The organism is Stutzerimonas stutzeri, from assembly GCF_024448715.1.
Classification (GTDB): domain Bacteria; phylum Pseudomonadota; class Gammaproteobacteria; order Pseudomonadales; family Pseudomonadaceae; genus Stutzerimonas; species Stutzerimonas stutzeri_AR.
The window spans coordinates 420414-440202 of record NZ_JAMOHZ010000005.1; the positions used below are offsets into that span (position 1 = coordinate 420414).

The window sequence follows — 19789 nt, forward strand, 5'->3', positions numbered from 1 at the left end:
CCCGCTGGACGAACCACCGGAAAAATAAGCCCGGCATTATCCTGTAAACCCGACTCTTTGTCTTGGGGACTCGACGCTATGGAATTTGTTGTAAAAAATACAAAAGCAGCTGCGGCAAAGACAGCCACTCTGGTTCTGGCCGTCGGTGAGGATCGTGTACTCGACGTCACCACACAAAGCGTGGACCAGGCGAGTGGCGGTGCCATCTCCGCCGTACTCGAGCGCGGCGACCTGCAAGGCAAGCCGGGACAGACGCTGCTGCTGCATAACCTGCCGAACCTGAAGGCCGAGCGCGTTCTGCTGGTGGGCACCGGTAAGAGTGGTGAGCTGGATGCCCGCCAGTGGCGCAAGGCCGTCCGTGCCGCGCTCGGTGTTCTCAAAGACTTGGGCGGTACAGATGCGACCTTCGCCGTGCAAGGCGTCCAGGTCAAAGACCGCGACACCTACGCACGCACCCGCATGCTCGTCGAAGTGCTGGCCGATAGTCAGTACGTGTTCGATCAGTTCAAGAGCAAGAAGAGCGATGCTCCGGCGTTGCGCAAGATAACCCTGCTTGCCGATAAGGCCGAGCAAGCCCAGGTCGAACAGGCGTCACGTCACGCCGCCGCGATCACCGCAGGCATGAGCTTCGCCCGCGACCTTGGCAACCTGCCGCCGAACATCTGCCATCCGAGCTATATGGCCGAGCAGGCCAAACAGCTTGGCAAGGCTTTCAAGGGCCTTAAAGTCGAGGTGCTGGACGAGAAGAAGCTGCGCGAACTCGGCGCCGGCTCTTTTCTCGCGGTATCCCAGGGCAGCGAGCAGCCAGGCTGCATCGTGGTCATGCAGTACAACGGCGGCAAGAAAGGTGACCAACCTTACGCGCTCGTCGGCAAGGGCATCACCTTTGATACCGGTGGCATCAGCCTCAAGCCGGGCCTGGGCATGGACGAGATGAAGTACGACATGTGTGGCGCCGCCAGCGTGCTCGGCACCTTTCGCGCCGCACTGGAGCTGCAGCTGCCGATCAACCTTGTTGGCTTGCTCGCCTGCGCTGAGAACATGCCCAGCGGCAACGCCACGCGACCGGGCGATATCGTCACCACCATGAGCGGCCAGACTGTCGAGATTCTCAACACCGACGCCGAAGGCCGTTTGGTGCTCTGCGATACCCTGACCTACGCCGAACGCTTCAAGCCGCGCGCTGTAATCGATGTGGCCACCCTTACCGGCGCCTGCATCGTTGCGCTGGGCAGTAACACGTCGGGCCTGCTCGGCAATAATGACGAGCTGCTGCAACAAGTGCTGGGTGCAGGCCAGAAAGCAGACGACCGAGCTTGGCAGCTGCCGCTGTTCGACGAATATCAGGAGCAACTGGACAGCCCCTTCGCCGACATCGCCAATATCGGCGGCCCCAAGGCCGGCACCATTACCGCGGCCTGCTTCTTGTCGCGCTTCACCAAGGCCTATCCTTGGGCGCACCTGGACGTCGCCGGCACCGCCTGGATAAGCGGTGGCAAGGAGAAAGGCGCGACCGGTCGTCCCGTACCGCTGCTGACTCAGTACTTACTGGATCGAGCGGACCAGGCATGAGGCACGCGGACGGAACCTCGGCATGACACGTATCGAGTTCTACGTATTGCCTGATAGCGAACCGGCAGGCCGCGCCAGAGCGGCCTGCCAGCTGGCAAGCAAAGGCTGGCAGCACGGCATGGCGGTATTCATCCGCTGCCATGACACCAGCCAATGCGCCGAACTGGATGAGTTGCTCTGGAGCTTCCGTGCCGAACGCTTCGTCCCGCATGATTTACACGAAGACGATCCGCATGCCCCGGTGGTGATAGGTATGGAGCAGCCACCGACGACAGCGCAGGGCCTGTTGATCAATCTTTCGCCGACGCTGTCACCCCATACCGACCAGTTCAGCCGCGTGATCGAGATCGTCAATCAGCAGCCGGAGATGCTGACCGTTTGCCGCGACAATTTTCGCCTCTATCGCCAGCGCGGCTATGATCCGAAGAGAGTCGAACTGTAGCGTCAGCAACGGCGGACGCAGCGAACTCCTCGCCTCAGTGACGGGTCAACAAAGATAGTATCGGGCCACAAGCCCGTTCAGGAGCATCACTTACCGCCTGGATGCTCAACTCCCCGGAACCAACCGTACATGACGCCAACGCCACCTCGTAAGCCCACCCACCTGCTCGATGATCTGGAGTCAATTCGCGCCCTGCTCGGCGATCAGGACCCACCGATGCTGAGCGAGAAGCTGGATCCGGACAGCATTCCCGTGCTGTCCGAAGTTGTTGAAAGCGAGCCCTCCATAGCGACACCGAGTGACGTAGAGTCCCGAGAGCCAGCCGTACGCACGGCCTTTCGCACCCTTGCCGAACGCCATCTCGATCATGAATTGCGCACCGCTGCACAGCTGATCTTGCAGGAAGTAATCGATGATTTCGTGCCGCAGATGGAAGCCGAACTGCGCCGCCGGCTGGAGTCGCGCGCCGAAAAACTGATCAAGTCTCACCGCCCCTGATGCGTCGATACCGCAAAGCGCACCTTCACTGACAGCGCCCCTGCGCGTCGCCCCAGACCCAACCGAGTTATCCACGGCGGCAAGACAAAAGCGGCATTGCGGTTCTGCCGCTGGCACACTTTGCCTTTATACTTGCCCGCTTTTCCGATTAGCCGTTCTAAGGGTCCCGCCGCATGGACAAGACCTACCAGCCGCACGCCATCGAAACTTCCTGGTACCAGACCTGGGAGTCGAACAATTATTTCGCGCCCCAGGGTTCAGGCGAGTCCTACACCATCATGATCCCGCCGCCGAACGTCACCGGCAGCCTGCACATGGGCCATGGCTTCAATAACGCGATTATGGACGCGCTGATCCGTTTCCGTCGCATGCAAGGTCGCAACACGCTTTGGCAGCCAGGCACCGACCATGCGGGGATCGCCACCCAGATGGTAGTCGAACGTCAGCTGGGTGCGCAGGGCATCAGCCGTCACGATCTGGGCCGAGAGAAGTTTCTCGACAAAGTGTGGGAATGGAAGGAAGAGTCCGGCGGCAACATCACCCGGCAGATCCGCCGTCTGGGCTCCTCTGTCGACTGGTCGCGTGAACGCTTTACCATGGACGCGGGCCTGTCCAATGCTGTGAAGGAAGCCTTTGTCCGGCTGCATGAAGATGGCCTGATCTACCGTGGCAAGCGCTTGGTCAACTGGGATACCAAGCTGCACACGGCAATCTCCGATCTTGAAGTTGAAAACCACGATGAGAAGGGCCACCTCTGGCACATGCGCTACCCACTGGCCGATGGCTGCAAGACAGCAGGCGGCCAGGATTACCTCGTCGTAGCCACCACCCGCCCGGAAACCATGCTTGGCGATGCGGCCGTTGCAGTGCATCCTGAGGACGAGCGCTACAAGAACCTGATCGGCCGCCACATCATGTTGCCGCTGGTGAACCGTCTGATTCCGATCATCGCCGACGACTATGTCGACCTCGAATTCGGTACCGGTTGCGTGAAAATCACCCCGGCGCACGACTTCAACGACTACGAAGTCGGCAAGCGTCACCATCTGCCACTGATCAATATCTTCGACCGCAACGCCGCGATACTCGCCCAGGCGCAAGTGTTCAACATCGACGGCACGCCGAACAACAAGGTCGATGCCAGCCTGCCCGACGGCTACGCGCACATGGATCGCTTCGATGCGCGCAAGGCCATCGTCGCTGAGTTCGAGGCCATGAGCCTGCTGGAGAAAATCGACGACCACGCACTGAAGGTCCCGCGTGGCGATCGCTCCGGCACCATCATTGAGCCCTGGCTGACCGATCAGTGGTACGTTTCGACCAAGCCTTTGGCGGATAAGGCTATCCGCGCCGTCGAAAGCGGCGAAATCCAGTTCGTGCCCAAACAGTACGAGAACATGTATTTCAGCTGGATGCGCGACATTCAGGACTGGTGCATCAGCCGTCAACTCTGGTGGGGCCATCGTATTCCCGCTTGGTACGACGAAGCGGGCAATGTCTACGTCGGCCGCGACGAGATGGAAGCACGCACACGCTACAACCTCGGCAACGAGGTCGAGCTGCGTCAGGACGAAGATGTGCTGGACACCTGGTTCAGCTCCGGCCTCTGGACCTTCTCGACCCTCGGCTGGCCTGAGCAGACCGACTTCCTCAAGTCCTTCCATCCTACCGATGTGCTGGTCACCGGCTTCGACATCATTTTCTTCTGGGTCGCCCGGATGATCATGCTCTCGACCCACCTGACCGGGCAGATTCCGTTCAAGACGGTCTATGTGCACGGCCTGGTTCGCGATGGTCAGGGTCAGAAGATGTCCAAGTCCAAGGGTAACGTACTCGACCCGCTGGACATCGTCGATGGGATTACCCTCGATGAGCTGCTGCAAAAGCGCACCAGCGGCATGATGCAGCCCAAGCTCGCCGAGAAGATCGCCAAGCAGACCCGCGCCGAATTCCCCGACGGCATCGCCAGCTACGGTACCGACGCCCTGCGCTTCACCTTCTGCTCGTTGGCCTCCACCGGCCGCGACGTGAAGTTCGACATGGGTCGAGTCGAGGGTTATCGCAACTTCTGCAACAAGATCTGGAACGCCGCCAATTTCGTCTTCGAGAACACCGAAGGCAAGGACACCGGAGTGAACGGCGAGCCGGCGGCCGGCGCTCCGACGACCGACGCTTCGATTGAGCTTTCATCGGTCGATCGCTGGATCATTTCGGCGCTGCAACGCACCGAGGCCGAAGTCACGCGGCAGCTTGAGGCCTTCCGTTTCGATCTTGCTGCCCAGGCGCTGTACGAATTCATCTGGGACGAGTACTGCGCCTGGTATCTAGAGCTGGTCAAGCCCGTGCTCTGGGACGAAAACGCCAGCATCGAGCGCCAGCGCGGCACCCGCCGTACGCTGGTGCGCGTACTAGAGACGGCGCTGCGCCTGGCTCACCCGTTCATGCCCTTCATCACTGAAGAGATCTGGCAGCGCGTCGCACCGCTGGCCGGCAAATCCGGTCCTACCCTGATGCTGCAACCCTGGCCGGAATTCAATCCGGAGCGTCTCGACGAGGATGCCGAAGGTGATATCGAGTGGGTCAAGGCGTTCATGCTCGGTGTTCGGCAGATCCGCGGCGAAATGAATATCTCCATGGCCAAGCGTATCGATGTGGTGCTGAGCAACACGTCCGAATCGGACCAGCGTCGCCTCACCAACAACGAGCCGCTGTTGAAAAAGCTGGCAAAGCTCGAAAGCATCCGCGTGCTTGGGCCGGGTGAGGAGCCGCCACTGTCCGCCACGGCTCTGGTCGGCGATATGCAAGTACTGGTACCGATGGCCGGACTGATCGACAAGGACGCCGAACTCGCCCGTCTCGACAAGGAGATCGGCAAGCTGGATGGCGAGGTGAAGCGTGTTGGCGGCAAGCTCGGCAATGCCGGCTTCGTCGACAAGGCGCCAGCGGACGTAATTGACAAGGAGCGCGCTAAACTGGCCGAAGCCGAACAGGCCAAAGCCCGTCTGGAAGAGCAGCGCGAGCGCATCGCCAGCTTGTAATGAAACTGAAGGCCAGTACTTGATGTGCTGGCCTTTTTTGTTTGGGCGCCCTCTTGGTTGAGTAAGGGCTACCGGTACCGCTACTTCTTTGTGTAGCACCACGAAAATATCAAATAAAAACCGGCAGGCTCGAACCGACGCACAAAGCTCTACGACATGAAGTAAGCACTCCCCGGAAGTGGCCCTAACAGTCCCGCTGAGCGCGCAGCCGTTCGCATGCGGGCGTCACCCTTTCGTATTGCGGTTTTTCAGACTTCATATTCGAACAGCCAACTGCCCATCTTGAGCCTGTCATTACCGAGCTGACGACGCGTCCGTCGAGCCCAGTCTGGTTCTCAATATGGAGCCCCCCGATGTACATACTCATGGCTGTCGTGTTTTTCATTGGCTATCTATGCATAGCCTTCGAACACCCGTTGAGAATCGACAAGGCAGCGGCTGCACTTCTTACAGCCGTGCTGTGCTGGACCGTGCTGGTACTGGGCGCAGACTCGATCGTCCCGATGTTGCAATCGGGCAGCCACGATCCAGCCGACTCGTCGGCGGTGGTCGAGTCACTGCGGCATCATCTGGGTGAAATTTCGGAAATCCTGTTCTTCCTGCTTGGCGCGATGACAATCGTCGAGCTGATCGACTCTCACGAAGGTTTCAAGGTCATCACCGACCGCATCCAGACCCGCAAGCGCGTCCATTTGCTATGGATCATTGGTCTCCTGACCTTCTTCCTGTCTGCCGCGCTGGACAACCTGACCACCACAATCGTCATGGTCTCGTTGCTGCGCAAACTGATTCGCGGCCGCCCGGAACGCTGGCTCTACGTGGGCGTCGTGGTCATCGCCGCTAACGCAGGCGGTGCCTGGTCGCCGATTGGCGACGTGACCACCACCATGCTCTGGATCGGCGGTCAGATCACAGCGCCCGGCATCATCACCGGTCTGTTCCTGCCGAGCCTGGTATGCCTGTTGGTGCCATTATTCATTCTCAGTTTCCGTTTGCGTGGCGAGGCGCCTCGGCCCCGTGCCCGCACCCACCTGGGCGAGGAGGTTCCGCCTAGCACTACGCCGTTCGAACGCAACCTGGTGCTGGTGCTCGGCCTCGGCGCCCTACTATTCGTGCCGATTTTCAAGACCGTGACACACCTACCGCCGTACATGGGCATCCTCTTCGGCCTCGGCGTGCTTTGGATCACTACTGAGTTCATCCATCGCCACAAAAATGACGAAGACAAGCATCCGCTTTCCGTGGTCGGCGTTTTGCGCAAGGTCGACACCCCTAGCGTATTGTTCTTCCTCGGCATCCTGCTGGCGGTCGCCGCACTTGCCACCGCTGGCCACCTGACCCAAGTCGCCACCGCGCTACGTGAATCGCTGGGCCATATCTATCCGATCAGCTATTCCATCGGCCTGCTTTCGGCAGTGGTGGATAACGTGCCGCTGGTGGCCGGCTCGATGAAAATGTACCCGCTGGTTACCCCAGCCATGCTAGCCGCGGCCTCCCCTGAGGAGACCGGCTGGTTGTCGCAGTTCATAGTCGATGGCAACTTCTGGGAAATGCTCGCCTACTGCGCCGGCACAGGCGGCAGCACGCTGATCATCGGCTCGGCTGCAGGTGTTGCGGCAATGGGCATGGAGAGGATCAGCTTCACCTGGTACATCAAGCGCGTCAGCCTGCTGGCTTTCCTCGGCTACACTGCTGGTGCCGTCACCTATGTCGGTATTCTTGCTCTGCGTTAACGACACGCCGCTAGCCCTGGTCCGTTGATGTCGCGTAAAGCAGACTCAACGGGTGGGCTTTTTATAGTCATGGAATCGCGATGACCGTCAGCAAGACAAAAAGCAGTTTCTATCGTCGACTCTACGTCGCCTGGCTGATCGACAGCGGCGCAGCTACCAGCGTGCCAGCGCTGGTGGAGGCGACCGGAATGCCCAGACGCACGGCTCAAGACACCCTGGCTGCGCTGGCCGATCTCGATATCGATTGCCGTTTCGTCCAGGAAAACGGCGAGCGACACAATGCCGGCCATTACTCCATTCACAGCTGGGGGGCCATCGACCGGCAATGGATTGAGCACAACCTGTCCCAGCTCAAATCCGTTCTCGACTATCCGTAAATGATGCCGGGCTTGCGGACAGAAGCCGAACATTTGGACGCTGCTAAGCCCATCGTTTCAAAGAGTTCGGGTATTCGGTGCGCCTATTCACCGTAATGCTGATGCTAGCCACGGCACCGCTCTGCTGCGTGCAGTCGGCGCCGCCAGAACTATCCATCGGTAGGGTGGCTGGTTATCGCGGCGACCGCTAAGCTGTGGTCCTTTTCGCGAGCATGGTCCGCCTCGATGTCCGAACGCCCCGCTCTATTCCCGGTTCTGCTGGCCGGAGCTACGCTGCTGCTGGTAGTCCATGGGTTAGGCCGTTTCGTCTATACCCCGCTGCTGCCTTGGCTGGTGGAAGACGGCGTACTAACGGTGCAACAAGGGGCGAACATCGCCAGCTGGAACTATCTGGGCTATCTCATCGGCGCGTTGCTCGCCTTGCGCTGGCACCGGGTCACGCAGATTCGTCGGAGCCTACCCTGGGCACTGGCGCTGCATGTGCTTAGTACGCTGGCGCAGACTCAGGCCGAATCGGCGGAAGCTCTTTCTGCACTACGCCTGCTCAACGGCATCAGCAACGGGCTGGTTTTCGTCCAGGCGCCGTCGTTGATCCTCGAATGGCTGGCGCGCCATCGTCGCGTTTCTTCCAGTGGGCTTGTCTATCTGGGCGTCTGCGTGGGGCTGATTCTTTCCAGCCTATTGGTAAGCCTTAGCAATGGCTTACTGGAGGGGGCCGAACGCTGGTGGCCCGCGGCGCTGCTTTCGATTCCTCTGGCATGGTGGGGTTGGCGGCAACTGGCGCGACTGGATATGCCCGAGGAAGTACCTGCCGAAAAACCGGAACAACTTAGCGGCCGCCTGCTGGATCGCGCCAGCACACCGCTATTCTTGTCCTATGCCGGCGCTGGGATGGGTTACATCCTGCCGATGACCTTCCTACCCATGGTGGCGCGCCTCCAGGTCGAACCCGGCAGCTCGCTTATCGAAAGCAGCTGGCTGGTGGTCGCAGTCGCGACGCTCCCCTCACCCTGGCTGTGGAATCGTCTCGGCGCCCTGCTCGGCGATATCCGGGCCCTGCGTTTAAGTTATGTCACCCAATTGGCCGGCGTCCTGGCGGCGCTATTGCTACCGGGTGCGCCGGGCATCCTGCTGTGCGCCGTGTTGGTCGGCGGCACCTTTCTCGGCACGGTATTGCTAACCCAGCGTCTGGCCCGCGCGCTGCACCCGCACCAGGGGCCGCGACTTTCCGCAGCGCTGATTGCGCTCTACAGCCTGACCCAGCTGGCCGGCCCTTGGCTCACCGGGGTCTGGCTGAACATGGGTGGCACGCTGCACAGCGCCTTCTGGCTCGGTGCCGGCGCGCTGCTTTGGGGATTGATCTGGATGCTGCTGGTGCCACGCCGCGACTGAAAGCTGTGGGACAATTCCGTTCTTCATCGATACCAGCGCCCGATCATGCCCGCCCCGAAATCAACCAACGCCGCCTCACGCGCCGCTAAGCCCGCCAACGACAAGGCCATACTGCACCCTCGCAATCGCCATACGGGGCGCTACGACTTTCCCGCACTGCTTGCCGGCAGTCCGGAGCTGTCGGAATTCGTGATACTCAATCCCTATGGCAAACAGAGCATCGATTTCGCCAACCCAAATGCGGTGCGCGTGTTCAACCGTGCGCTGCTCAAGCGGTTCTACGGCATCGCTCACTGGGATATCCCGCCGGGTTATCTGTGCCCACCGATACCTGGCCGGGCCGACTATCTGCATGGGCTCGCTGACCTGCTCGCCGACGGTAATGCCGGCAAGATTCCACGCGGTTCAGCTATCCATGTCTTAGATGTCGGTACTGGCGCCAACTGCATCTATCCGCTGATCGGTTTGCACGAATATGGCTGGTGCTTTACCGGCTCGGACATCGACACCATAGCGCTGGCCTCAGCACGCACCATCGTCACCGCAAACAAACTCGACAAAAACATCGCGCTACGCCAACAGCCTGATCCACGGCATATATTTGAGGGTCTGTTACAGGCTGGCGATCGCTTCGACGTCACCCTGTGCAACCCGCCGTTCCATGCGTCGCAGGCCGAGGCCAACAGCGGCAGCCAGCGCAAATGGCGGAATCTCGGCAAGCTCGACCCAAAGCGCAAGCTGCCAGCACTCAACTTCGGCGGTCAGGCGGCAGAACTTTGGTGCGAAGGGGGTGAGGCGGCATTTGTTGCTCGGCTGGCGGATGAGAGCAGGGACGTGGCGCAGCAGGTCTATTGGTTCAGCACGCTCGTTTCGAAAGCGAGCAACGTCGCACCTTTGCAGGCAAAGCTGAAGAAGCTGGGGGCCTCAGCGATTCGCGTCATCGAGATGGCGCAAGGGCAGAAACGCAGCCGTTTCGTCGCCTGGACTTTTTTAAGCGAAGAACAGCAAAGCGAATGGCGCACAACGCACTGGAATCGCCAACCGGGCTGATCAGTTCAGCGAGCGACGAAAGTACTTTGGCGCATCCTCGTAACCCAGTCGCGCATAGAAACGATGGGCACCTTCGCGGCGTGTATCGCAATGGAGCTCCATACGATCACAGCCGCGGACTCGGGCACGATCTTCTGCCGCCCGCTCCAGCAGCGCACCGATACCCAGGCCACGTGCCGCCGAATCGACACAGAGGTAACTGATTCGGCAGAAGTCGCCGGCAAGTGCCAGTTGCAAGATGAAATGCAGAGAGATGAACCCGAGCACCTGGCCGCCATCGCCCTCGGCCACCAACAGGCAGGCATCGTCGTGACTCATTTGCTGCAGTAGGCGACGGTCAATGAAGGCATCGGCTGCGGGATAGCCGAGGTCGGCAAGCAAGCGGGTTATCGCTGCAGCATCACCATGGTTCGCGTCGCGCACGCTGGGCATAGCTCAGACAGCCACGTCCCAGAGTTGCTTGTTTTTCAGCGCCATGGTCTGAATATAACGCGGTTCGCCGTTGATCTCCTCCAGCTCGGTCATGCCGGCGAGCTCGCCGACCACGCGGTAGCGCTTGCCGACACGCTTGTCCTGCAACGGGTAGAGCTGGGCGATCTGTTGGGCGAGTTCGGTAAGAGTGGACATGGTTCGGTAGCTCCAGATAACTGCATGCCGCAGCTTTTTACAGGGCTTTGATTACGATTCTGCGACAGCTTTTATTCGTCTCGCTTGTTGGAGCCATCTGCGACGAATTGATTCCATAAAGCCCGCAAAAACTACCAGATCGGTCGATCAACAGATTCCCACGCCCAACTGGAGCAACGCCAGCCCACCCTGCTGCCAGCCCCACCAAGCTACCAACAGCAGCAGCGACGCCAACACGGCACCGCCTGTCCACAGCCATCCGGCACGCATCACGCCGGCGCTCCGGCCGCCAGACGCACGCGCTCGACGGGCTGCTCGCGAATCGGCCAGTTCAGCGCGGCGGCCATCAGACTGAGCGCAATCGAAATTTGCCAGACCAGATCGTAGCTGCCGGTCTGGTCATACACCCAGCCACCCAGCCAGCCGCCGAAGAACGAGCCGATCTGATGGAAAAGGAAAACGAGTCCGCCAAGCATCGACAGGTTGCGCACGCCGAACAGCGTCGCGACCGTACCGTTGGTCAGCGGCACCGTGGACAGCCACAGCAGGCCCATCGCGATGCCGAAGGCATAGGCGGTCCAGAGCGTCAGCGGGGCGAAGAAGAACGCGCTGATGACCACGGCCCGGAGCAGATAGAGCGCCGTCAACAACTTGGGCTTCGAGTAGCAGCCACCCAACCAGCCCGCCGTGTACGTGCCGACCACATTGAACAGCCCGACCAGCGCCAGCACCGTGGTGCCCGCCGCCGCCGGCAAACGCTGATCCACCAGATAGGCTGGCAGGTGTATGCCGATGAACACCACCTGAAAACCGCAGACGAAGAAACCCAGCGCCAGCAGGCGGAAACCGGGATGACTGACGGCCTCGCGCAACGCCTCACCCAGCGATTGCTGCGGACCAGTCACCGGTGCGGGCGGCCCGCTGCGCAGCATGAGCGCCAGCGGCATGATCAGCGCCACCAGCAGCCCCAGCGCCAGCAACGCCGACGACCAACCCAGCCAGCCGATCAGGCCGAGCGTGCCGGGAAGCATCGCAAACTGACCAAAGGATCCCGCAGCACTGGCGATACCCATCGCCATGCTGCGCTTCTCGGCAGGCACCGCGCGGCCGACCGCACCGAGAATCACCGAAAACGAGGTACCGGAAAGGCCAAGGCCAATCAATAGCCCGGCGCTCAGCGAGAGCGACGCTGGCGAGTCCGCACCAGCCATCAGCAGCAGACCCGCAGCGTAGAGCACTCCGCCAAGCAGTACCGCGCGGGCAACGCCGAAGCGATCGGCCAGCGCGCCGGTGACCGGCTGCGCCAGCCCCCAGATCAGGTTTTGCAAGGCAATGGCGAAGGCAAAGACCTCACGCCCCCAGCCGAACTCCGCGCTCATTGGCGGTAAAAACAGACCAAAACCATGCCGCGTGCCGAGCGAGACGGCCAAAATCAACGAACCACCCAGCAGGATCCACGTACTGTTGCGCCATATCGAGTTCATCGTCGACACACTTAGCAAAAACGGAAGGATCCATCTTACTCGCATAAGGCCACCCGACCGCATCCACTTTTTTTGCCCAGCGGCAGGCACGACTGCTCGGTTAAACTGCCGCCTATTTGCCTCACCCGACGCGAGTACCTCATGCCCATTCGCCACTGCATTGTTCATCTGATCGAGAAAAAGCCGGACGGTAGCCCTGCCGTACTTCATGCTCGAGACTCGGAGCTGAGCGAGTCCCAGGCCATCGAAAATCTTCTGGCCGATCTCAACGAGAGCTATAACGCCAAGCAAGGCAAGGCCTGGGGCTACTTCCACGACGAATCCGGCGCTTATCCGTTCAGCGGCTGGCTCAGCCAGTACATGGAAAGCAACCAGGACTTCACCGCATTCAGCCGGCAGGCGGTGGAACATCTGCAAAAGCTGATGGAAGAGTCGAACCTCTCAACTGGCGGCCACGTGCTCTTCGCCCATTACCAGCAGGGCATGACTGATTACCTGGCGATCGCCCTGCTGCACCACAGCAACGGCGTCACGGTCACCGATTCGCTGGATGTCGCACCAGCCAAGCACCTAGATCTCGGTCAGCTGCACCTGGCGACGCGGATAAACCTGTCCGAGTGGAAGAACAACCAGCAATCGAAACAATACATCTCGTTCATCAAGGGCAAGAACGGCAAGAAGGTCTCGGAATACTTCCGCGACTTCATCGGCTGCCAGGAAGGCGTCGATGGCCCCGGCGAGACCCGCACGCTGCTCAAGGCCTTCAGCGACTACGTCGAGAGCGAAGACCTGCCAGAAGAAAAAGCCCGCGAGAAAACCAGCGCACTAGTGGGTTATGCCAGCAGCCAGGCGAAGATCGGCGAGCCGATGTCGCTGGAGGAGCTGTCCGGCGTGATCGACGAAGAGCGACCGCGCGCCTTCTATGAGCACATCCGCAACAAGGACTACGGTCTCTCGCCGGAAATTCCGGCCGACAAGCGCACCCTCAACCAGTTTCAGCGTTTCACCGGACGCGCCGAGGGACTGTCGATCAGCTTCGAATCGCATCTGCTGGGCTCGAAAATCGAATACGACGAAGCCCGCAACATGCTGATCATCCGCCAACTGCCAACGCAGCTGACCGACCAGCTCAAGCGCCGCAAGGACTGATACTCCACCTGCGGTTCATCGCACTGTAGCGACAGGCCACAGCAAAGCGACCCGCGGACCGGCAATGACCGATCCGCGGATCCTGCGCATCAACGGGCGTCGATGCGATAGCCGATACGCGGGAAGTGCACGTGTACCACCCCGGCACGCTCATCTTCGCGGCGCAGGATCAAGTCTTCGACGCCGGCAAACACCAGCTCACCCTCGACAGGATCGGTGCCGTAATCCACGGCGGAAATCGTCACCTGCTGGCCGGCCTGGAAACCGTTGGGCTCGAAGAACGCCTCGTCCGGCAAGGCAGCTGGAGTGGAACTGCGGGCGATTGCCACGGCCTCTTCGGCAGACAGCTCGGAAAGCGAGCCATGGCCGACAGCCAATACTTTGCCAAGCCAGGTGGCAACGTCCGGATAGTCATCTACCAGCGGCGCGGTAACCGGTGTGCCCTTAAGGAACCAAAGGCAATGGGCGACGGCGAAATCGGCTACGCAAGGCACGCTGCCCAGCAAAAACTCCCCGTTCTCGCGCGCCAGCTGTTGTTGCAGGCGAGCCATCAATACTGGCCAGTGGCTCTTAGCCTGCTCCAGCGGAATGCGTGACACCGAACCACTGCCGAACAATGCGGCGCGGTCCTTACTGAAGACCTGAATAAACTCCTTGGGTACCTGAGCGAAGCGCAGGGCCATGGATTCGGGCTGGAAAACCAGACTCACAGCATGCAGGAACAACACCGAGTCAGCCCACAGTGCCAGCGTCGCAGCTACGAATTCGTGCCCTTCGGGGAACAAGGCCGGCGTGCTTTTCTCGGCTTCAAGGCGGCGGGCCATCAGCGCGGTATCGCAATACACATCGGCGCCAACCTGGAGCACCGGGGTACGCCGATAACCACCGGTCAGCGCGGTCAGGTCCGGCTTGGGCATCACCGGTGGTATCTGTACCGAACGCCAGGAAAGCTGCTTGAAACCCAGCATCAGACGCGCCTTTTCGGCGAAGGGAGAGGTGGGGTAGTGGTGCAGAATCAGTTCATACATTGCAGGCTCCGCCAGTCTTGTAGGTAGACCGGCAGCTTACTCGGCCCGGCCGAGGCAGCCTACCCGTTCAGCTGATTACCGGGATATTCACCGAGCCGCTGCTGTACGCGATGACCAATGCCTCCTTGGCAGATTTCTTTAACCGCTTGATGGCGCGCTCGCGACGCAGCGCGTCACCCTTATTGCTGCACGCCTCGACAAAGACCAGCTCCACCGCCGGGCTCGAATGAAAGAAGCGCGCGCCCCGCCCGCTCTGGTGGACGGCGAAGCGCCGATTGGCATCGTCGCTGATACCGCAGTACAGCGAACCATTGGCGGCCCGTACCAGATAGACGAACCAGGGTTTGGCAGCAGCGAGGCTCATCCAGTGTGGTCTCTCAAAGTGAAGGGGGGGCAGACACCGTTCGACCGGCACCGCGGCGAAGAATTTTCCCGGTCCGCGCCAGCCAGAGCAAGGACGCCCGCGCGCAGCAAGGATGAATACGAACAGCCGAACCCGTCTTGCGACAGGCATAGGGCTCAACGCAGCAGTAACTTTCGGACACATTTGCCGTCGCTGTCGCGGCATCAGCCAAGACCCGAGCGGCACTGGATCGGAGAGGATTTGCCGCTTCGCTTAGCAAAGTCCGTCGATCCTGTCCAGATATGGTGGCGGTTCGCCTTTGCGTATACTGCGCCGATGTTTGCCCAAACCGCGTTCCGCAAGCGCTGCACCTCCTGGTTGCTGGCGACCGGACTCTTCCTGATGCTCAGTAGCTGCGCCGAACCGCCCAGCGCGCTCGAGCGTATTAAGGAGGAAGGCGTACTGCGCGTGATCACCCGCAACAGCCCGTCGACATATTTTCAGGATCGCAACGGCGAAGCCGGCTTCGAATATGAGCTGGTCAAGCGCTTCGCCAGCCATCTCGGCGTCAAGCTGCAAATTGAAACAGCGGACAGCATCGAAGAAATCTTTACCCGCCTCAACCGTCCTGGCGGCCCTACCCTGGCGGCGGCCGGCCTGGTTGCCAGCGAAGGGCGCAAGGATATCGCACGCTTCACCAAGCCCTATCTGGATGTCACCACTCAGGTCGTTTATCGCAGGGGGCAGCGCCGTCCGACCCAGCCCGAAGATCTGGTCGGCAAGCGTATCCTGGTCCTCAAGGGCAGCAGCCAGGCGGAAAAGCTCAAGGCGTTGCAGGTCGAGCTGCCAGAGTTGCGCTATGAAGAATCCGACGCGGTGGAAGTGGTCGACCTGCTGCGCATGGTCGATGAAGGCCAGGTCGACCTGACGCTGGTCGAGTCGAACGAGCTCGCGCTCAACCAGGTGTACTTCACTAATGCGCGCGTGGCCTTCGACCTGGGCGAGCAAAACAGCCTGTCCTGGATTTTCGGCAAGGGCGAAGACAATAGCGTGCTTGAGGCCGCCAACCAGTTCCTCGATCAGGCTCTGGAAAACGGCACGCTGCAACGCCTGCGCGAACGCTACTATGGCCACGTCGATGTACTCGGCTATGTCGGCGCCTACGCCTTTGCCAAACATCTGCAACAACGCCTGCCGCGTTACGAGAAAACCTTTCGCGAAACCGCCAAAGCCCATGGCGTCGACTGGCGTCTACTCGCCGCGATCGGCTATCAGGAATCCCACTGGCGACCTGAAGCCACGTCAAAAACCGGCGTGCGCGGCCTGATGATGCTGACCCTCAATACCGCCAAGGCCATGGGCGTCACCAATCGAGTCGATCCGGTGCAGAGCATTCAGGGTGGAGGCAAGTACATCGCGCAGGTGCATGCCAATCTGCCGGACAGCATCAAGGAGCCCGATCGCACCTGGTTCGCACTAGCCGCCTACAACGTTGGTGGTGGGCATCTGGAAGATGCGCGCAAGCTGACCGAGGCCGAGGGACTGGACCCTAACAAGTGGCTGGACGTGAAGCAGATGCTGCCGCGTCTGGCGGAGAAGCAGTGGTACAGCAAAACCCGCTATGGCTACGCACGGGGCGGCGAGCCGGTGCATTTCGTGGCCAACATCCGTCGCTATTACGACATTCTGACCTGGGTGACCCAGCCGCAGATGGAAGGCCAGCAGCTGGTACACAGCGAGATTCACATCCCCGGCATCAACTCCACCGATCTCGGTGAAATCCTCCCGCCGCTATAGCGCGGCCGCTCAAGGCCTGCCGATAGGTGCAAAGATGCCTGCGGTGTGCTCGGCTAGCACTCCTGCCGCCAACTCCACTTCCAAGCCACGTCGCCCAGCACTGACATAGATACTCGGCTGTGCCTGCGCCGAGTTGTCGATAAAGGTGCGCAGGCGTTTCTTCTGGCCCAACGGGCTGATGCCGCCGACCAGATATCCCGTCGCCCTTTGCGCTGCCATCGGATCGGCCATGTCGACCTTCTTCACCTTAGCGGCCTGCGCCAGCGCCTTTAAATCAAGGCTGCCGCCGACGGGCACCACGGCGACCAGTAGCTCATGCTTTTCGCTGCAGGCCAACAGTGTCTTGAACACGCGTGCGGGCTCCAGGCCGAGCTTTTCCGCAGCTTCAAGCCCGTAGGAAGCGGATTTCGGGTCATGCTCGTAGCTGTGAATGCGGTGTTCGGCCTTGGCTTTTTTCAACAGATCGATGGCGGGGGTCATGGCGGCGATGGCGGTCGGTTAACAAATGATGGATACATTAGCCGAAAACACCATGAAACGAACGCGGCGATCTGACCGCTTCCCAGGCGGCGTAGGCGCAGCGGTGCCTGGCGGCTCAGCGCAGCGAAGCACATTCGCGAGCAAGCTCGCTCCTACAAAAAGCGGCCTGCGCATGCTTTTGTGAGGAGCGGGCCTTACAGGCGGTGCATATCTGGGGAGACGCATCAGCGTCAGGCCACCCTGTTCTCGTGCGTCGCGCGCAGCTGCCTTGCCGCCGCAACCATATTCACCAGCGCCGCTTCGGTTTCCGCCCAGCCGCGAGTCTTCAGGCCGCAGTCAGGGTTGACCCAGAGCCGCTCGGCAGGGATTCGCTCGCGGGCTTTTTCCAGTAACTGCACCATCTCATGGGTATCCGGCACCCGTGGCGAATGGATGTCATAAACACCAGGGCCGATATCGTTGGGATAGTCGAAAGCGCGGAATGCCTCAAGCAGCTCCATTTGCGAGCGCGAGGTCTCGATAGTGATGACATCGGCATCCATCGCAGCGATCGACTCGATCACATCGTTGAATTCGCTGTAGCACATATGCGTATGGATCTGCGTTTCATCCCGTACGCCGCTCGCGCACAGACGAAACGCCTCCACTGCCCAGTCGAGGTAACCACGCCATTGGGCACGGCGCAGCGGCAGACCTTCGCGGAACGCCGCTTCATCGATCTGCACGATCTTGATTCCCGCCGCTTCGAGGTCGCAGACCTCGTCACGGATCGCTAGCGCCAGTTGCCGTGCCTGCTGCTCGCGGCTGATATCGTCGCGAGTGAACGACCACATCAGCATGGTCACCGGCCCAGTCAGCATGCCTTTCATGGTTTTGCTGGTCTGCCGCTGTGCGTAGCGAATCCACTCCACTGTCATTGGCGCTTGGCGGCTCAGATCGCCATAGATCACTGCAGGTTTAACGCAGCGTGAGCCGTAGCTCTGCACCCATCCGAAACGGGTAAAGGCATAACCGTCCAGCTGTTCGGCGAAATACTCGACCATGTCGTTGCGCTCCGCCTCGCCATGTACCAGCACATCCAGCCCCAGCTGCTCTTGCACCGCCACTGCATGACGAATTTCAGCCTGCATCGCCTCGGTGTAATCAGTTTGCGTCAGCTTGCCCTGCTTGAATGCCTGCCGCGCCAGACGAATCGCCGGAGTTTGCGGAAACGATCCGATGGTCGTGGTCGGAAACGACGGCAGATTCAGGCGTACACGCTGCTTCTCGATACGCTCGGCGAAACTGGACTGCCGCTGACTGTGCCGCGGCTTGATTGCCGCCAGCCGCGCTTGTACTTCGGGCTTATGAATCCGCGGCGATTGCGCTCGACTGGCCTGGACCGCGCGGCTGTGCTGCAGCGCAGCCTGCACCTGAGCATCTTTCGGTTGGTCGACCGCACGCGCCAGAACCGCGACCTCGGCGCATTTCTGCACCGCGAAGGCCAGCCAGCTCTTGAGCTCGGCATCCAGTTGATCTTCTCGCGCCAGATCCACTGGCGTATGCAGCAACGAACAGGACGGCGCGACCCACAGCCGCTCGCCCAGACGTTCGGCGGCATGCTGTAGCACATTCAGCGCTTGGTCCAGATCACAGCGCCAGACGTTGCGCCCGTTGACGAGGCCGAGGGAAAGAATTTTGTAAGCCGGTAGGCGATCCAGGATTACCGGGTACTGGTCTGGCGCGCGCACCAGGTCGATATGCAGACCATCCACAGGCAGCGTGGCGGCTAGCCCCAGATTGTCTTCCAGACCGCCGAAGTAGGTCGCGACCAGCTTCTTCAGCGGTGCGCGTTGCAACAGGTTGTAGGCACGTTCGAACGCGTTTTTCCAATCCTGCGGCAGATCCAACACCAGAACCGGCTCATCGATCTGCACCCACTCGACACCTTGCGCTGCGAGCCGCTCAAGCACTTCGCCATAAACCGGTAGCAGCCTGTCGAGCAGCTCCAGCTTGTCGAACGCATCCCCTTTAGCCTTGCCCAGCCAAAGGTAGGTTAGCGGGCCGATCAGTACTGGCTTGACGGCGTGCCCCAGCGCCTGGGCTTCTTCGACCTCTTCGAACAACTGCGTCCAGGACAGCTGGAATTGCTGATCGATGGTGAATTCCGGGACCAGGTAGTGGTAGTTAGTATCGAACCACTTGGTCATTTCCTGCGCCTGCGCACCGCCACAGCAGCTCTTGGTCACGCCGCGCGCCGTGGTGAACAACGTATCCAGAGTCGGCTGGCCATCGAGCGGTCGAAAGCGCTCCGGTACTACGCCAAACATCAAAGAATGCGTCAGCACTTGGTCGTACCAGGCGAAATCGCCGACCGGCAGCAATTCGATACCGGCGTCGGCCTGCAATTGCCAGTGAGCGGCACGCAGATCGCGGCCGACCTGGCGTAACCCGCGCTCGTCCAGATCACCTTTCCAATACGCCTCGAGCGCTTTTTTCAATTCACGGTCGGCGCCGATGCGCGGGAAGCCCAAGGAATGAGCAACAGCCATAACAATCTCCATCATTTCGAATCGATGGCGAATTGTGGGCGGCGCACCCGTGATGAGACAAACTCAGGTTATTATCTTTCATCTTTAGATATGCTCATCTTGAGCAGCGTCGCGGCTAGATCTACAGATTCCCATCCAAGCCGCTTTTCCCGGCTCGACAATCATGAGCGCGCTAAGACACACTTCGCCATTCACAATGAGCTGCACTCAAGTCGCTAGCCTATTCTGATTGAACGCCCTCCTTTCTT

Annotated in this window: 18 protein-coding genes; 10 read left to right on the top strand and 8 right to left on the bottom strand. The window is 60.5% G+C overall.

The window, feature by feature from the left end:
- The first annotated feature begins 78 nt into the window (after positions 1-78).
- From NAV33_RS13835 to rlmF, 8 genes are all read left to right on the top strand, one after another.
- Complete coding sequence (locus NAV33_RS13835; RefSeq protein WP_255980950.1) at positions 79-1572, top strand: leucyl aminopeptidase; 1494 nt, start codon at positions 79-81, stop codon at positions 1570-1572.
- A 22-nt stretch (positions 1573-1594) separates the two neighbouring features.
- Positions 1595-2014: a DNA polymerase III subunit chi gene (locus NAV33_RS13840; protein ID WP_255980952.1), complete on the top strand. Its 420-nt coding sequence runs from the start codon at positions 1595-1597 to the stop codon at positions 2012-2014.
- Between the two features lie 129 nt (positions 2015-2143).
- Positions 2144-2512: a DNA polymerase III subunit chi gene (locus tag NAV33_RS13845; RefSeq protein WP_255980954.1), complete on the top strand. Its 369-nt coding sequence runs from the start codon at positions 2144-2146 to the stop codon at positions 2510-2512.
- A gap of 173 nt (positions 2513-2685) precedes the next feature.
- Positions 2686-5550: a valine--tRNA ligase gene (locus tag NAV33_RS13850; protein WP_255980956.1), complete on the top strand. Its 2865-nt coding sequence runs from the start codon at positions 2686-2688 to the stop codon at positions 5548-5550.
- Between the two features lie 353 nt (positions 5551-5903).
- The gene (gene nhaD, locus NAV33_RS13855; RefSeq protein WP_255980958.1) at positions 5904-7283 is read left to right on the top strand and encodes a sodium:proton antiporter NhaD; all 1380 of its coding nucleotides are present in this window, start codon (positions 5904-5906) and stop codon (positions 7281-7283) included.
- Positions 7284-7363: 80 nt separating this feature from the next.
- Positions 7364-7660: a winged helix-turn-helix domain-containing protein gene (locus NAV33_RS13860; RefSeq protein WP_255980960.1), complete on the top strand. Its 297-nt coding sequence runs from the start codon at positions 7364-7366 to the stop codon at positions 7658-7660.
- Between the two features lie 225 nt (positions 7661-7885).
- Positions 7886-9052, top strand: coding sequence for a YbfB/YjiJ family MFS transporter (locus NAV33_RS13865; RefSeq protein WP_255980962.1), 1167 nt, complete (start codon positions 7886-7888; stop codon positions 9050-9052).
- A gap of 45 nt (positions 9053-9097) precedes the next feature.
- Positions 9098-10102 (top strand): 23S rRNA (adenine(1618)-N(6))-methyltransferase RlmF, encoded by a 1005-nt coding sequence (gene rlmF, locus NAV33_RS13870; RefSeq protein ID WP_255980964.1) that lies wholly within the window; start codon positions 9098-9100, stop codon positions 10100-10102.
- Here the strand turns inward: rlmF and NAV33_RS13875 are convergent, their stop codons facing one another.
- The 4 genes from NAV33_RS13875 to NAV33_RS13890 form a co-directional block, all read right to left on the bottom strand.
- Positions 10103-10525, bottom strand: coding sequence for a GNAT family N-acetyltransferase (locus tag NAV33_RS13875; RefSeq protein ID WP_255980966.1), 423 nt, complete (start codon positions 10523-10525; stop codon positions 10103-10105).
- Positions 10526-10537: 12 nt separating this feature from the next.
- Positions 10538-10729 (bottom strand): hypothetical protein, encoded by a 192-nt coding sequence (locus tag NAV33_RS13880; RefSeq protein ID WP_045163170.1) that lies wholly within the window; start codon positions 10727-10729, stop codon positions 10538-10540.
- A 147-nt stretch (positions 10730-10876) separates the two neighbouring features.
- Positions 10877-10999: a hypothetical protein gene (locus NAV33_RS13885; RefSeq protein ID WP_255980968.1), complete on the bottom strand. Its 123-nt coding sequence runs from the start codon at positions 10997-10999 to the stop codon at positions 10877-10879.
- Complete coding sequence (locus NAV33_RS13890; RefSeq protein ID WP_272887349.1) at positions 10999-12213, bottom strand: MFS transporter; 1215 nt, start codon at positions 12211-12213, stop codon at positions 10999-11001. Before NAV33_RS13890 ends, NAV33_RS13885 begins: the two co-directional genes overlap by 1 nt.
- 141 nt (positions 12214-12354) lie before the next feature.
- Between NAV33_RS13890 and yejK the strand changes: the two genes are divergently transcribed.
- Entirely contained in the window at positions 12355-13362 is a 1008-nt protein-coding gene (yejK, locus tag NAV33_RS13895; RefSeq protein WP_255980970.1) for a nucleoid-associated protein YejK, read from the top strand.
- 89 nt (positions 13363-13451) lie between these two features.
- Here yejK and NAV33_RS13900 read toward each other — a convergent pair whose 3' ends face one another.
- Both NAV33_RS13900 and NAV33_RS13905 read right to left on the bottom strand, forming a co-directional pair.
- Positions 13452-14390 (bottom strand): glutathione S-transferase family protein, encoded by a 939-nt coding sequence (locus tag NAV33_RS13900; RefSeq protein ID WP_255980972.1) that lies wholly within the window; start codon positions 14388-14390, stop codon positions 13452-13454.
- Between the two features lie 67 nt (positions 14391-14457).
- On the bottom strand, positions 14458-14754 hold the full coding sequence (locus NAV33_RS13905; protein ID WP_255980974.1) for a GIY-YIG nuclease family protein: 297 nt from the start codon (positions 14752-14754) through the stop codon (positions 14458-14460).
- Positions 14755-15069: 315 nt separating this feature from the next.
- On the opposite strand from NAV33_RS13905, the gene mltF reads away from it, so the two are divergent.
- Positions 15070-16530 carry a membrane-bound lytic murein transglycosylase MltF gene (mltF, locus tag NAV33_RS13910; RefSeq protein WP_255980976.1) on the top strand — a complete coding sequence of 487 codons (1461 nt, stop codon included), beginning with the start codon at positions 15070-15072 and terminating at the stop codon, positions 16528-16530.
- Positions 16531-16539: 9 nt separating this feature from the next.
- Here mltF and ybaK read toward each other — a convergent pair whose 3' ends face one another.
- The gene (gene ybaK, locus NAV33_RS13915; RefSeq protein ID WP_255980978.1) at positions 16540-17010 is read right to left on the bottom strand and encodes a Cys-tRNA(Pro) deacylase; all 471 of its coding nucleotides are present in this window, start codon (positions 17008-17010) and stop codon (positions 16540-16542) included.
- Between the two features lie 230 nt (positions 17011-17240).
- A complete protein-coding gene (gene metE, locus NAV33_RS13920; RefSeq protein WP_255980980.1) occupies positions 17241-19541 on the bottom strand; it encodes a 5-methyltetrahydropteroyltriglutamate--homocysteine S-methyltransferase in 2301 nt (766 codons plus the stop codon).
- Positions 19542-19789: the final 248 nt, after the last annotated feature.